Raw genomic sequence first — 13,003 nt, forward strand, 5'->3', positions numbered from 1 at the left:
GGTTCTTGCCCAGGAACTGCCGCGCTCCACCCATCCTACGGTCCGTCCCATGGGCCATGGCGCTGCCTCAGGTCACGTACCGCATGGGTTGCGCGCGTTCAGCATCGAGGTTCTTGCCCAGGAACTGCCGCGCTTCACCCATCCTACGGTCCGTCCCATGGGCCATGGCGCTGCCTCAGGTCACGTACCGCATGGGTTGCGCGCGTTCAGCATCGAGATTCTTGCCCAGGAACTGCCGCGCTCCACCCATCCTACGGTCCATAGGCCTCAGATCACGTACAGGTCCACGTATTCGTGCACCGGCATGGCTTCCAGCGCCTGCTGGTCGAGCGAGGCGTCTAGGATGCGGGTTTGCTGCCGGGCGGGGAACACGCGCGCCAGGTTGACGCGGAACTTGGCTTCCAGCAAGGGGATGCCTTCGGCGCGGCGGCGCTGGTGGCCGATGGGGTACTCGCAGACGACTTCGTCCAGGCGCGTGCCGTCGTTGAACTCCACGGTCAGGGCGTTGGCGATCGAGCGCTTGTCGGGGTCGTGGTAGTCCCGGGTGTAGGCCGGATCCTCGACGCAGACGATCTTGGCGCGCAGGGCGTCGATGCGCGGATCCCGCGCGACCGCGTCTTCGTAGTCGGCCGCGGTGAGGCGCCCGAACAGCACCGGCACCGCCACCATGTACTGGATGCAGTGGTCGCGGTCGGCCGGGTTGGCCAGCGGCCCCTGTTTGTCGATGATGCGGATGCAAGCCTCGTGCGTGCGGATCGTGATCTTCGCGATGTCTTCGGGGCGCTTGCCCGCCGCCTGCAGCTGCCGGTGGATGTCCATGGCGCATTCGACGGCGGTCTGGGCATGGAATTCAGCCGGGAACGAGATCTTGAACAGCACGTTTTCCATCACGTAGCTGCCGTAGGGGCGCTGGAACCGGAAAGGCTGGCCCTTGAACAGCACGTCGTAGAAGCCCCAGGTCCTGGCGGTCAGCACCGAGGGGTAGCCCATTTCGCCGGTGCGGGCGATCAGGGCCAGGCGCACCGCGCGGCTGGTGGCATCGCCCGCGGCCCAGCTCTTCCTGCTGCCGGTATTGGGGGCGTGGCGGTACGTGCGCAGGCTTTGGCCGTCGACCCAGGCCAGGGACACGGCGTTGATCACCTCGTCGCGGTCCAGCCCCAGCATCTGCGCCACGACGGCGGTGGAGGCCACCTTGACCAGGACCACGTGGTCCAGCCCGACCTTGTTGAAGGAGTTCTCCAGCGCGATGCAGCCCTGGATCTCGTGCGCCTTGATCATGCCGGTCAGCACGTCGCGCATGGTCAGGGGCGGCCTGCCGGCGGCGACTGCGGTGCGCGACAGCCAGTCGGCCGTGGCCAGGATGCCGCCCAGGTTGTCGGACGGGTGGCCCCATTCGGCGGCCAGCCAGGTGTCGTTGAAATCCAGCCAGCGGATCATCGCGCCGATGTTGAACGCGGCCTGGACGGGGTCCAGCTGGAACTGGGTGCCCGGCACCTTGGCGCCGTGGGGCACGACCGTGCCCGGCACGACCGGGCCGAGCAGTTTCCTGCACGCGGGGTATTCAAGCGCTTCCAGGCCGCAGCCCAGGGTGTCGATCAGGCAGTTGCGGGCCGTCTCGTAGGCCGTGCCGCTCTGGATCTCATAGTTCAGTACGTAGTCGGCGATGTCGACCAGGACCTGGTCGGGATCGGGACGGACGTTGGATATCGGGGCAGACATGTCGGAACCTCTCCTGAGTGAGTACAGGAGGCCCGGGGCCCGCGCGGCGCTGCTCGTTGGATGCGCGGGCCCATGGGTCGCCTTACTTACGCTTTTCGATCGGCACGAACTTCTGATCTTCCGGGCCCACGTAGTTGGCGGTGGGGCGGATGATCTTGTTGTCGATGCGCTGCTCGATGACGTGGGCCGACCAGCCCGCCGTGCGCGCGATGACGAACAGCGGGGTGAACATGGCGGTGGGCACGCCCATCATGTGGTAGCTGACGGCCGAGAACCAGTCCAGGTTGGGGAACATCTTCTTGATGTCCCACATGACGGTTTCCAGGCGTTCGGCGATATCGAACATCTTGGTGCTGCCGGCCTTCTTGGACAGCTTTTTCGCCACGTCCTTGATGACCTTGTTGCGGGGGTCGGACACCGTGTAGACCGGGTGGCCGAAGCCGATGACGACTTCCTTGGCTTCCACGCGGCGGCGGATGTCGGCCTCGGCTTCGTCGGGGGTCTCGTAGCGCTTCTGCACTTCGAAGGCGACCTCGTTGGCGCCGCCGTGCTTGGGGCCGCGCAGCGCGCCGATCGCGCCGGTGATGGAGGAGTACATGTCCGAGCCGGTGCCGGCGATGACGCGCGCGGTGAACGTGGACGCGTTGAATTCATGCTCGGCGTACAGGTTCAGCGAGATGTGCATGGCCTTGACCCAGTCTTCGTTGGGCTTCTCGCCGTGCAGCAGGTGCAGGAAGTGGCCGCCGATGCTGTCGTCGTCGGTCTGGACGTCGATGATGCGGCCGTTGTGGCTGTAGTGGTACCAGTACAGCAGCGCCGAGCCCAGGTTGGCCATCAGGCGGTCGGCGATGTCGCGCGCGCCCGGGGTATTGTGGTCGTCCTTTTCGGGCAGCACGCAGCCCAGCACCGACACGGCGGTGCGCATCACGTCCATGGGGTGGCTGGCGGCGGGGAGCGCTTCCAGCGCGGCTTGCAGCTGGGCGGGCAGGCCGCGCAGGCTGCGCAGCTTTTCCTTGTAGGCCTTCAGTTCGGCCTTGTTGGGCAGCTTGCCGTGGACGAGCAGGTGGGCGATTTCCTCGAATTCGCTGGTGTGGGCGATGTCCAGGATGTCGTAGCCGCGGTAGTGCAGGTCGTTGCCGCTGCGGCCAACCGTACACAGCGCGGTGTTGCCGGCGACGACGCCGGACAGGGCAACCGACTTCTTGGGTTTGAAACCGGCTTTTTCTTCCGGCTTGGCGTCCGTTTTCGCTTCCTGCTTCTTGGGAGCCGTGCTCATGTCTCTACTCCTTTCCTTTCGCGGTGGTCGATGCAATGGGGTGGGCATGCATGGCGCCGGGCAGCCGCCGCGGCGCCGGAAGTTGCGGGCTTACGCCTTGCCTTTCTGGAAAAGCGCGTCCAGTTTCGATTCGAATTCGTGGTAGCCGATGCGGTCGTAGAGCTCTTCGCGCGTCTGCATCAGGTCCACCACGTTCTTCTGGTGGCCGTCGCGGCGGATGGCGGTGTAGACGGCCTCGGCGGCCTTGTTCATGGCGCGGAAGGCGGACAGGGGATACAGCACCATGCCCACGCCCACGCTCTTGAGTTCCTCGACCGAGAACAGCGGGGTCTTGCCGAACTCGGTGATATTGGCCAGCACCGGCACCTTGACGGCCTTGACGAACCGGTCGTAGGTGGGGAGGTCGTAGGCGGCCTCGGCGAAGATGGCGTCGGCGCCGGCTTCCACGCAGGCCAGCGCGCGCTCGATGGCGGCGTCCACGCCGTGCGAGGCGATCGCGTCGGTGCGGGCGATCAGGTAGAAGTCGCTGTCGGTGCGGGCATCGGCGGCGGCCTTGACGCGGTCGGCCATTTCCTCGGTCGAGACGATTTCCTTGCCGGGGCGGTGGCCGCAACGCTTGGCGCCGACCTGGTCCTCGATATGGCAGGCGGCGGCGCCGAATTTGATCAGGCTCTTGACGGTGCGGGCGATGTTGAACGCCGAGGGGCCGAAGCCGGTGTCGATGTCCACCAGCAGGGGCACGTCGCAGACGTCGGTGATGCGGCGCACGTCGGTCAGGACGTCGTCCATCGTGTTGATGCCGAGGTCGGGCAGGCCCAGCGAGCCGGCCGCGACGCCGCCGCCGGACAGGTAGATGGCCCGGTAGCCGGCGCGCTTGGCCAGCAGGGCGTGGTTGGCGTTGATGGCGCCGATGATCTGCAGCGGGCTTTCTTCGGCGAGGGCGCGGCGGAAGAGGGCGCCGGCGGATTCGGGTCTGGACATGGGTGGTCTCCGTATATGGACCGGGTGTTCTCGAAAGCCCCGGATGGAACGACTGGACTGCGGACTGGCGGCGGGCCGGCCGGGAGGGGACGCGCCCCGCCCAGGATCCCCGACCTTACCGCGGGCCCGGAAAATAAATCTGTCCCCTTCGCGACAATCCCTTGAGCGGGAACAAAGAGACAGGTTTATGTTGCGGACGCAAATGGAAGCGCCTAGGAATTGGGCCCGCGAACGGGCCCAATCCTTGACTCATGCGCTGCTTACTTCAGCAGGTCCTTGACGCCGTCGCGCTCTTCCAGGAGCTCTTTCAGCGTGAAGTCCAGGCGCTCGCGCGAGAAGGCGTCGATTTCCAGGCCTTCGATGCGCTTGTATTCGCCGTTTTCGGTCGTGACCGGCACGCCGTAGATGATGCCTTCGGGGATGCCGTAGGAGCCGTCGGACGGGATGCCCATCGTGACCCACTTGCCGTTGCTGCCCAGGACCCAGTCACGGACGTGGTCGATGGCGGCGTTGGCGGCCGAGGCGGCCGAGGACAGGCCGCGGGCTTCGATGATGGCGGCGCCGCGCTTGCCCACGGTCGGGATGAAGGTGTCGCGGTTCCAGGCGTCGTCGTTGATCAGCTTGGACAGCGATTCGCCGCCGACGGTGGCGAAGCGGTAGTCGGGGTACATGGTGGGCGAGTGGTTGCCCCACACGACCAGCTTCTCGATGTCGGCCACGGCCTTGCCCGACTTGGCGGCCAGTTGCGACAGGGCGCGGTTGTGGTCCAGGCGCAGCATGGCGGTGAAGTTCTTGGCCGGCAGGTCCGGGGCCGACTTCATGGCGATGTAGGCGTTGGTGTTGGCCGGGTTGCCCACGACCAGGACCTTGACGTTGCGGCTGGCGACGTCGTTCAGGGCCTTGCCTTGCGCCGTGAAGATCTGGGCGTTGACGGACAGCAGGTCCTTGCGTTCCATGCCGGGGCCGCGCGGACGGGCGCCGACCAGCAGGGCCACGTCGGCGTCCTTGAAGGCGGTGCGCGGGTCGCTGTGAGCGGTGACTTCCTGCAGCAGCGGGAAAGCGCAGTCATCCAGTTCCATGATGACGCCCTTCAGGGCCTTTTGCGCCTTCTCGTCGGGGATTTCCAGCAGTTGCAGGATGACGGGTTGATCTTTACCCAGCATTTCGCCCGAGGCGATGCGGAATAGCAGTGCGTAACCGATTTGGCCGGCGGCGCCGGTGACGGCGACACGCAAGGCAGGCTTGGACATGGACGTTCTCCGTAATGGTTTGGCGAGAAAAAAATCTCACCAATCAGTGTAATCGTTGGGGCGCGAAAATCGACGCGCGCACGGCTGGGGCGCGGCGCCCGGGCAGCGGTGAATCCTAGATCGATTTTACGTGTGCGTCAATTGCTCTTCTATCTTATATAAGACATAAGACGTTGGACAGCGTCCCTCGCGGTATGCCACAATAGAGCGTTTATTCGAATGCGCCGCAGCCCTGATCGGCCGCGCGCCTGTATCAAGCCAGAAGACCGGCGGCAGCGGCGTATTGCGGATGGGTTTCGCCTCCTTTGCGCCGCCTTCCCATTCTCCGGATAAACATGACACAACCAAGAAGATCCATGGCAGAGCCTCGGCCCGAAACCTCCTTACGCACTCGCGCCGCCCGTCCCTCGGGCGAGGGGGCCGCTTTCAGTCCGCTCTACCGGCAGATCAAGGACCTGCTGGTCCAAAGCCTGGAGCGCGGCGAATGGAAGCCGGGCGAGCTCATCCCCAGCGAAATCGACCTCGCCGCCCGTTTCCAGGTGAGCCAGGGCACGGTGCGCAAGGCGGTCGACGAGCTGGCCGCCGAGCACATGCTGCTGCGCCGCCAGGGCAAGGGCACTTTCGTCGCCACCCACCACGAAGCGCGCGTCCGCTACCGTTTCCTGCGCCTGGCCCCCGATGACGAGGGCGAGGCCGGCCGGGCGGAAAGCCGCATCCTGGAATGCCGCCGCATGCGCGCGCCCGCCGAGATCGCGCGCGCCCTGGACTTGCGCGCCGGCGAAACCGTCGTGATGATCCGCCGCCTGCTGTCCCTGGGGCACGCGCCCACCGTGGTGGACGACATCTGGCTGCCCGGTTCCATTTTCCGCGGACTGACCCTGGAGCTGCTGACCGCCAACAAGGCGCCCCTCTATGGCCTGTTTGAATCCGAATTCGGCGTGAGCATGGTGCGCGCGGACGAGAAGCTGCGCGCGGTCGTCGCGCCGGCCGAGGTCTGTCCGCTGCTTAATGTTGCCGCCGGAACGCCGTTGTTGCAGGTGGATCGCGTGTCCTACACCTATGGTGACCGCCCCATGGAAATCCGCCGGGGGTTGTACTTGACCGATCGATACCATTACCGCAATAGTTTGAATTGATGAGCTTTTTGACTACGATTTGATACCGACCCTATCTCTGGGCGAAAATACCGTGTTTGCCCGCAAGGGCCACGGCATTCTTGCCGTCACGATTCCCTAGTTCCGAAACACCGAGGCCGTCATGTCCGACACCGCTGCCAAGCCACGTCCGCAGTTTCGCAATATTGGCATTGCGCAACTTGCCAACTACCGCCTGCCCCTGGCCGGCAAGCTGTCCATCCTGCACCGCGTCAGCGGCGCGCTGCTGTTCCTCTGTCTTCCCTTGGTCATCCTGCCGCTGTTCGCGGCCAGCGTGGCCGCTCCGCAGACGTTCGCCGCCGTGGCCGCGTACGCCGGCAACCCGATAGTCAAGCTTGTCTTCCTGGTCCTGGTCTGGGGCTACCTGCACCATTTCTGTGCCGGCATCCGCTACCTGCTGCTGGATCTGCACATCGGCATCGACAAGCTGTCGGCGAAGAAGAGCGCCGGCGTGGTTTTCGGGGTGAGCCTGGCGCTGACCCTGGTGTTCGCCCTCAAATTGTTCGGAGTGCTGTAATGGCCGACGTGAAAAACTACGGACCCAAGCGTCTTGTCGTGGGCGCCCACTACGGCGTCATGGATTTCATCATCCAGCGCGTCACCGCCGTCATCATGGCCGTGTACACGCTGGTGCTGCTGATCGGCATCCTGATGATGCCGGCCTTCACGTACGAGCACTGGACCGCGCTGTTCAACTTCTACGTGGGCGTTCTTCCGGTCGGCCAGATCCTGGCCACCCTTGCATTCGTTGCGCTGGCCTGGCACGCCTGGATTGGCGTGCGCGACATCTGGATGGACTACGTCAAGTCGGTGGGCGTGCGCCTGCTGCTGCAAGTGCTGACGATCCTCTGGCTGGTCGGTTCGGTCGTTTACTTCGCGCAAATCCTCTGGAGCATTTAAGCCGTGGTCTCTGTCATGAAATCCCTGCCGCGCCGCCAGTTTGATGTGGTGGTCGTTGGCGCCGGCGGAGCCGGCATGCGTTGTTCGCTGCAACTGTCCCAAGCGGGCCTGTCCGTTGCAGTGCTGTCCAAGGTGTTCCCCACGCGTTCGCACACGGTTGCCGCCCAAGGCGGCGTGAGCGCCTCGCTGGGCAACATGAGCGAAGACAACTGGTACTGGCACATGTACGACACCGTCAAGGGGTCGGACTGGCTGGGCGACCAGGACGCCATCGAATTCATGTGCCGCGAAGCCCCGAACGCCGTGTACGAGCTCGAACACTTCGGCATGCCGTTCGACCGCAACCCCGACGGCACCATTTACCAGCGTCCGTTCGGCGGCCACACCGCCAACTTCGGCGAGAAGCCGGTCCAGCGCGCCTGTGCCGCTGCCGACCGCACCGGCCACGCGCTGCTGCACACGCTCTACCAGCGCAACGTCGCCGCGCGCACCCAGTTCTTCGTCGAATGGATGGCGCTGGACCTGCTGCGCAACGAAGCCGGCGACGTCGTGGGCGTGACCGCCCTCGAAATGGAAACGGGCGAGATCTACATCCTGGAAGCCAAGACCACGGTGCTGGCCACCGGCGGCGCCGGTCGCATCTGGGCCGCTTCCACCAACGCCTTCATCAACACCGGTGACGGCCTGGGCATGGCCGCCCGCGCGGGCATTCCGCTGCAGGACATGGAATTCTGGCAATTCCACCCGACCGGCGTGGCCGGCGCCGGCGTGCTGATCACCGAAGGCGTGCGCGGCGAAGGCGGCATCCTGCTGAACAAGGATGGCGAACGCTTCATGGAGCGCTACGCGCCCACGCTGAAGGACCTGGCTCCGCGCGACTTCGTGTCCCGCTCGATGGACCAGGAAATCAAGGAAGGCCGCGGCTGCGGTCCCGACGGCAGCTACGTGGTCCTGAAGCTCGACCACCTGGGCGCCGACGTGATCAACAAGCGCCTGCCGTCGATCCGCGAAATCGCCATCAAGTTCGGCAACGTGGACCCGATCAAGGAACCGATCCCCGTCGTCCCGACCATCCACTACCAGATGGGCGGCATCCCGGCCAACTACCACGGCCAGGTGCTGACGCGCGAAAACGGCGAGAACAAGATCGTCAACGGCCTGTACGCCATCGGCGAATGCGCCGCGGTGTCGGTGCACGGCGCCAACCGCCTGGGCACGAACTCGCTGCTGGACCTGATCGTCTTCGGCCGCGCCACCGGCAACCACATCGTCAATTCGCATCCGGAACGCCAGCACGCGCACCAGCCCGTGCCGCAGCAAGCCGTCGAATTCTCGATGGACCGCATCAACAAGCTGGAATCGCGCACCTCGGGCGAAAAGACCCAGGACATCGGCAACGCCATCCGCTTCTCGATGCAGCGCCACTGCGGCGTGTTCCGCACGCTGGAGCTGCTGAACGAAGGCGTGACCCAGATCGAAGACCTGGCCAAGCAAGCCGACAACATCTACTTCAAGGACAAGTCCAAGGTGTTCAACACCGCGCGCGTCGAGGCGCTGGAACTGGCCAACATGACCGAAGTGGCCCGCGCCACCATCAAGTCGGCCGCCAACCGCACCGAAAGCCGCGGCGCGCACGCGCTGGACGATCACCCGACCCGCGACGACGAGAACTGGCTGAAGCACACGCTGTGGTACTCCGAAGGCAGCCGCCTGGATTACAAGCCCGTGCAGATGAAGCCTCTGACGGTCGAGTCCTTCCCGCCCAAGGCGCGTACCTTCTAAGTCCGGATAGAGTCCTACTATGAGCACCAAGAGAATCGTCAAGTTCGAAATCTACCGCTACGATCCGGACAAGGACGAGCGCCCGTACATGCAGAAGCTGGAAGTCGAACTCCAGCCGACCGACAAGATGCTGCTCGATGCGCTGGTGCGCATCAAGAACGACGTCGATGACAGCCTGGCCCTGCGCCGCTCGTGCCGCGAAGGCGTGTGCGGTTCCGACGCCATGAACATCAACGGCAAGAACGGCCTGGCCTGCACGACGAACCTGCGCGAGCTGAAGGAACCGATCGTGCTGCGTCCGCTGCCGGGCCTGCCGGTCATCCGCGACCTGATCGTGGACATGACGCACTTCTTCAACCAGTACCACTCGATCCGTCCGTACCTCATCAACGACACGCCGCCGCCCGAAAAGGAACGCCTGCAGTCGCCCGAGGCGCGCGAAGAGCTGGACGGCCTGTACGAGTGCATCCTGTGCGCGTGCTGTTCCACTTCCTGCCCGTCGTTCTGGTGGAACCCGGACAAGTTCGTCGGCCCGGCCGGCCTGCTGCAAGCCTACCGCTTCATCGCCGACAGCCGCGACGAAGCCACGGGTTCGCGCCTGGACAACCTGGACGATCCGTACCGCCTGTTCCGTTGCCACACCATCATGAACTGCGTCGACGTCTGTCCGAAGGGCCTGAACCCGACCAAGGCGATCGGCAAGATCAAGGAACTGCTGGTCCGTCGCACGGTCTAGTCTGAAGCAGGATTTTTTTATCGCCGAGCCTTCCGGGATATGGCCCTCCCGGAGGGCGGCAAGCCCGGGTGGCGCCGAGGTCCGTAGGCTTTCCGCCGCCGGGCCGGCACGGGGCGGAAACGCCTCCCCGGGCGCAGCTGGTCCGCGTAGCGGACGCGGCGCGAGGGCTTCATTTAGGTGTAACGATGAGCAGGCTAACTGAACTAGAGCGGGCACGTCTGCGTTGGCGGGCGCGTCGCGGTCTGCTCGAAAACGACTTGATCATCACCCGGTACCTGGATGCCCACGAGGCCGAACTTACCGATGATGACGTAGCCGCATTGACGCAGCTGTTCGAAATGGGAGACAACGACCTGCTCGACCTGCTGCTGGCACGCAAGGAACTCCAGGGCGAGCTCGACACGCCCAGGCTTCGGAGCATTATTGGCCAGATGCGCGCGCTCTGATTAATTGAGAGGAAAAAACATGAACCTGTCTGACAAAAAAGCCACGCTATCCTTCTCGGACGGCAGCGCTCCCATTGAGTTCCCTGTCTACAAGGGCACGGTCGGTCCGGATGTGATCGACATCCGCAAGCTTTACGGCCAGACGGGCATGTTTACGTTTGACCCGGGCTTCATGTCCACCGCCGCCTGCGAATCGGGCATCACGTACATCGACGGCGACAAGGGCGAGCTGCTGTATCGCGGCTTCCCCATCGAGCAGCTGGCCGTGAACTGCGACTTCATGGACATCTGCTACCTGATCCTGAACGGCGAACTGCCCAACAAGGACCAGAAGGCCGACTTCGACTCGCAAGTCACCCATCACACGATGGTGAACGAGCAGCTGCATTTCTTCCTGCGCGGCTTCCGCCGCGACGCGCACCCGATGGCCGTCCTGACGGGCCTGGTCGGCGCGCTGTCCGCGTTCTACCACGACTCCACCGACATCACGAACCCGCAGCATCGCCACATCTCGGCCATCCGCCTGATCGCCAAGATGCCGACGCTGGTCGCGATGGCCTACAAGTACTCGCAAGGCCAGCCCTTCATCTACCCGCAGAACGACCTGTCCTACACGGGCAACTTCCTGCGCATGATGTTCGCCACGCCGTGCGAAGACTACAAGGTCAATGAAGTCGTCGAGCGCGCGCTGGACCGCATCTTCATCCTGCACGCCGACCACGAGCAGAACGCCTCGACCTCGACCGTCCGCCTGTGCGGCTCGTCGGGCACCAACCCGTTCGCCGCCATCTCGGCCGGCGTGGCTTGCCTGTGGGGCCCGGCTCACGGCGGCGCCAACGAAGCTTGCCTGCAGATGCTGGAAGAGCTGCAAGCCAACGGCGGCATCGACAAGGTCGGCGAGTTCATGGAGAAGGTCAAGGACAAGAACTCGGGCGTGCGCCTGATGGGCTTTGGCCACCGCGTCTACAAGAACTACGACCCGCGCGCCAAGCTGATGCAGGAAACCTGCAAGGAAGTGCTCTCGGCCCTGGGCCTGGAAAACGACCCGCTGTTCAAGCTGGCCATGGAACTGGAACGCATCGCCCTGTCGGATCCGTACTTCGTGCAGCGCAAGCTGTACCCGAACGTGGACTTCTACTCGGGTATCGTCCAGCGCGCCATCGGCATCCCGACCTCGCTGTTCACGGCCATCTTCGCGCTGGCCCGCACGGTGGGCTGGATCGCCCAGTGGAACGAAATGCTGTCGGATCCCGATTACAAGATCGGCCGTCCGCGCCAGCTGTTCACCGGTTCGGTCACGCGCGACGTGCCCCCGATGGACAAGCGTTGATCCGCTAGCGGTCCGCTCCGAGAAACCCGCCTTCAACGAGGCGGGTTTTTTCATGGGCGCAGCCCGTCCGCGGCAGCCTGTCCGCCTGCCTCCGGAAGCGGGGACGCGCCGGTCCCAGGGCCCGATGGGGCAACGGGTAAATACCAATTCAAAGGCAGTTGCCTTTTGGCAGAATCTTCGGGACAAAGCGGGGGGGCGACTCCCCGCCCGGCAGCACGCAGGAAGCAGCAGGCAGCAAGAGGACCGATAAGCCGTATTTCCGCAAAATCCGTGTCAATCTCTGGCACTGGCCCCGCCGGAGGGGAAATGAAGCTGAACTATTCGACCGAGAAGGTGAGTGAGCGCCAGAGGCCCGAGTACTGGAACGAAGTCGTCTGCAAACATTGTGTACAGGCCGACAGCACCATCGACAGCTCAGGCAGTTTCATCGGCAAGTACGCCGCCAAGTCGATCGACGAGATCGAGATATCGCGGATGTCTTCTCCCCGCCATGTGTGGCAGCGCGCGGCCAGGCACGTGCGCCGGGATGAGAACGAGGCATTCCTGTTGACGCTGATGGAGGCGGGAACGGGCCATCTGTCGCAATCGGGCCGTTCCACGCACATCAACAATGGCGATATCGCCCTGTACGACGCCGAGCGCCTGTTCACCTACGATATGACGCCCGAGTCCGTCTTGCTGTTGCGCATTCCACGCAAGCAATTGCTGTATCGCGCCCCGCTGGCGGAACGCTATACGGCCATGCGCTTCATGCCGGACAAACCCATCACCGGCTTGCTGTTCCACACGATACGCTCCGCCGCCGACATCAACTTCTCCGAGGATCTGCCTCCCGGCGTGCAAACCCAGTTTGCCGCGTCCTTGCTCGACCTGCTGGCGGCGACGATCCAGATGCAGATGGCCGGCAGCGACTCGGCCGCCAGCGAACGCGAGAGGCTGCTCGGGAGCGCCAAACAGTACGTGGAGTCCCACCTGGACGATCCCCAGCTCACGGTGGACCGGATCGCCATCGCCTTGCGCGTGTCCGAGCGCACGCTCACCCGCATGTTCGCCGAGAGCGGCACCACGCCCATGCGCTGGGTCTGGCAGCGGCGGCTTGAATCCGCCTATTGTTCGCTGAAGGAGGGCAGGGCGCGTCAGGTGACCGAGGCCGCGTTCCGCCATGGATTCAACGACGTTTCGCATTTCAGCCGGATCTTCAAACTCTGCTACGGCCATTCGCCGAAAGACCTGCTGAGTCGAACAAGGCGCTGAGCGGCGCCGGTCCGGCAGCCCGCTGGGGCCCGTCCTGGGGTCCAGCGGGCTGTTTCTTTTCCCGCTTCCGATTCCGCGCCGCGCGCGCGTGGCTGTCACAGTCAAGTCGGCTGGCGGTCACGAACAAGAATCCGTTCGGCACGCGCCGTAATCTGCTTCCAGACACGCATCAGGC

General features: G+C 64.5%; 12 protein-coding genes. 8 read left to right on the forward strand and 4 right to left on the reverse strand.

All coding sequences use genetic code 11. From position 1 onward, the window contains the following. Positions 1-267 precede the first annotated feature (267 nt). From ADE01S_RS27370 to ADE01S_RS27385, 4 genes are all read right to left on the reverse strand, one after another. Positions 268-1,719 (reverse strand): bifunctional 2-methylcitrate dehydratase/aconitate hydratase, encoded by a 1,452-nt coding sequence (locus ADE01S_RS27370; protein ID WP_062684926.1) that lies wholly within the window; start codon positions 1,717-1,719, stop codon positions 268-270. Positions 1,720-1,801: 82 nt separating this feature from the next. After that, the gene (gene prpC / locus ADE01S_RS27375) at positions 1,802-2,995 is read right to left on the reverse strand and encodes a bifunctional 2-methylcitrate synthase/citrate synthase (RefSeq protein ID WP_062684927.1); all 1,194 of its coding nucleotides are present in this window, start codon (positions 2,993-2,995) and stop codon (positions 1,802-1,804) included. Positions 2,996-3,085: 90 nt separating this feature from the next. Further along, positions 3,086-3,976 carry a methylisocitrate lyase gene (prpB, locus tag ADE01S_RS27380; protein ID WP_043542890.1) on the reverse strand — a complete coding sequence of 297 codons (891 nt, stop codon included), beginning with the start codon at positions 3,974-3,976 and terminating at the stop codon, positions 3,086-3,088. A 260-nt stretch (positions 3,977-4,236) separates the two neighbouring features. After that, positions 4,237-5,226, reverse strand: coding sequence for a malate dehydrogenase (locus ADE01S_RS27385; protein ID WP_013392305.1), 990 nt, complete (start codon positions 5,224-5,226; stop codon positions 4,237-4,239). Between the two features lie 356 nt (positions 5,227-5,582). On the opposite strand from ADE01S_RS27385, the gene ADE01S_RS27390 reads away from it, so the two are divergent. From ADE01S_RS27390 to ADE01S_RS27425, 8 genes are all read left to right on the forward strand, one after another. Then, a complete protein-coding gene (locus tag ADE01S_RS27390; protein ID WP_062684928.1) occupies positions 5,583-6,362 on the forward strand; it encodes a GntR family transcriptional regulator in 780 nt (259 codons plus the stop codon). A 121-nt stretch (positions 6,363-6,483) separates the two neighbouring features. After that, positions 6,484-6,897 carry a succinate dehydrogenase, cytochrome b556 subunit gene (sdhC, locus tag ADE01S_RS27395; protein ID WP_062684929.1) on the forward strand — a complete coding sequence of 138 codons (414 nt, stop codon included), beginning with the start codon at positions 6,484-6,486 and terminating at the stop codon, positions 6,895-6,897. Further along, positions 6,897-7,280 carry a succinate dehydrogenase, hydrophobic membrane anchor protein gene (sdhD, locus tag ADE01S_RS27400; RefSeq protein ID WP_043542892.1) on the forward strand — a complete coding sequence of 128 codons (384 nt, stop codon included), beginning with the start codon at positions 6,897-6,899 and terminating at the stop codon, positions 7,278-7,280. The genes sdhC and sdhD overlap by 1 nt, the downstream gene beginning before the upstream one ends. A 15-nt stretch (positions 7,281-7,295) precedes the next feature. Further along, positions 7,296-9,062: a succinate dehydrogenase flavoprotein subunit gene (sdhA, locus tag ADE01S_RS27405; RefSeq protein WP_208025194.1), complete on the forward strand. Its 1,767-nt coding sequence runs from the start codon at positions 7,296-7,298 to the stop codon at positions 9,060-9,062. 19 nt (positions 9,063-9,081) lie between these two features. Next, positions 9,082-9,798 carry a succinate dehydrogenase iron-sulfur subunit gene (locus tag ADE01S_RS27410; protein ID WP_043542896.1) on the forward strand — a complete coding sequence of 239 codons (717 nt, stop codon included), beginning with the start codon at positions 9,082-9,084 and terminating at the stop codon, positions 9,796-9,798. Between the two features lie 185 nt (positions 9,799-9,983). Continuing rightward, on the forward strand, positions 9,984-10,244 hold the full coding sequence (locus tag ADE01S_RS27415) for a succinate dehydrogenase assembly factor 2 (protein ID WP_062684930.1): 261 nt from the start codon (positions 9,984-9,986) through the stop codon (positions 10,242-10,244). A gap of 19 nt (positions 10,245-10,263) precedes the next feature. Continuing rightward, the gene (locus ADE01S_RS27420; protein ID WP_062684931.1) at positions 10,264-11,574 is read left to right on the forward strand and encodes a citrate synthase; all 1,311 of its coding nucleotides are present in this window, start codon (positions 10,264-10,266) and stop codon (positions 11,572-11,574) included. Between the two features lie 306 nt (positions 11,575-11,880). Next, positions 11,881-12,828 carry a helix-turn-helix domain-containing protein gene (locus ADE01S_RS27425; protein ID WP_062684932.1) on the forward strand — a complete coding sequence of 316 codons (948 nt, stop codon included), beginning with the start codon at positions 11,881-11,883 and terminating at the stop codon, positions 12,826-12,828. Positions 12,829-13,003 lie beyond the last annotated feature (175 nt).

The organism is Achromobacter denitrificans NBRC 15125 (genome assembly GCF_001571365.1).
GTDB classification, from domain to species: domain Bacteria; phylum Pseudomonadota; class Gammaproteobacteria; order Burkholderiales; family Burkholderiaceae_B; genus Achromobacter; species Achromobacter denitrificans.

What these genes read in the sequence shown, in the direction of transcription:
- ADE01S_RS27370 (WP_062684926.1), bottom strand. Translation starts at nt 1,719, where the DNA reads ATGTCTGCCCCGATATCCAACGTCCGTCCCGATCCCGACCAGGTCCTG.
- prpC (WP_062684927.1), bottom strand. Translation starts at nt 2,995, where the DNA reads ATGAGCACGGCTCCCAAGAAGCAGGAAGCGAAAACGGACGCCAAGCCG.
- prpB (WP_043542890.1), bottom strand. Translation starts at nt 3,976, where the DNA reads ATGTCCAGACCCGAATCCGCCGGCGCCCTCTTCCGCCGCGCCCTCGCC.
- ADE01S_RS27385 (WP_013392305.1), bottom strand. Translation starts at nt 5,226, where the DNA reads ATGTCCAAGCCTGCCTTGCGTGTCGCCGTCACCGGCGCCGCCGGCCAA.
- ADE01S_RS27390 (WP_062684928.1), top strand. Translation starts at nt 5,583, where the DNA reads ATGGCAGAGCCTCGGCCCGAAACCTCCTTACGCACTCGCGCCGCCCGT.
- sdhC (WP_062684929.1), top strand. Translation starts at nt 6,484, where the DNA reads ATGTCCGACACCGCTGCCAAGCCACGTCCGCAGTTTCGCAATATTGGC.
- sdhD (WP_043542892.1), top strand. Translation starts at nt 6,897, where the DNA reads ATGGCCGACGTGAAAAACTACGGACCCAAGCGTCTTGTCGTGGGCGCC.
- sdhA (WP_208025194.1), top strand. Translation starts at nt 7,296, where the DNA reads ATGAAATCCCTGCCGCGCCGCCAGTTTGATGTGGTGGTCGTTGGCGCC.
- ADE01S_RS27410 (WP_043542896.1), top strand. Translation starts at nt 9,082, where the DNA reads ATGAGCACCAAGAGAATCGTCAAGTTCGAAATCTACCGCTACGATCCG.
- ADE01S_RS27415 (WP_062684930.1), top strand. Translation starts at nt 9,984, where the DNA reads ATGAGCAGGCTAACTGAACTAGAGCGGGCACGTCTGCGTTGGCGGGCG.
- ADE01S_RS27420 (WP_062684931.1), top strand. Translation starts at nt 10,264, where the DNA reads ATGAACCTGTCTGACAAAAAAGCCACGCTATCCTTCTCGGACGGCAGC.
- ADE01S_RS27425 (WP_062684932.1), top strand. Translation starts at nt 11,881, where the DNA reads ATGAAGCTGAACTATTCGACCGAGAAGGTGAGTGAGCGCCAGAGGCCC.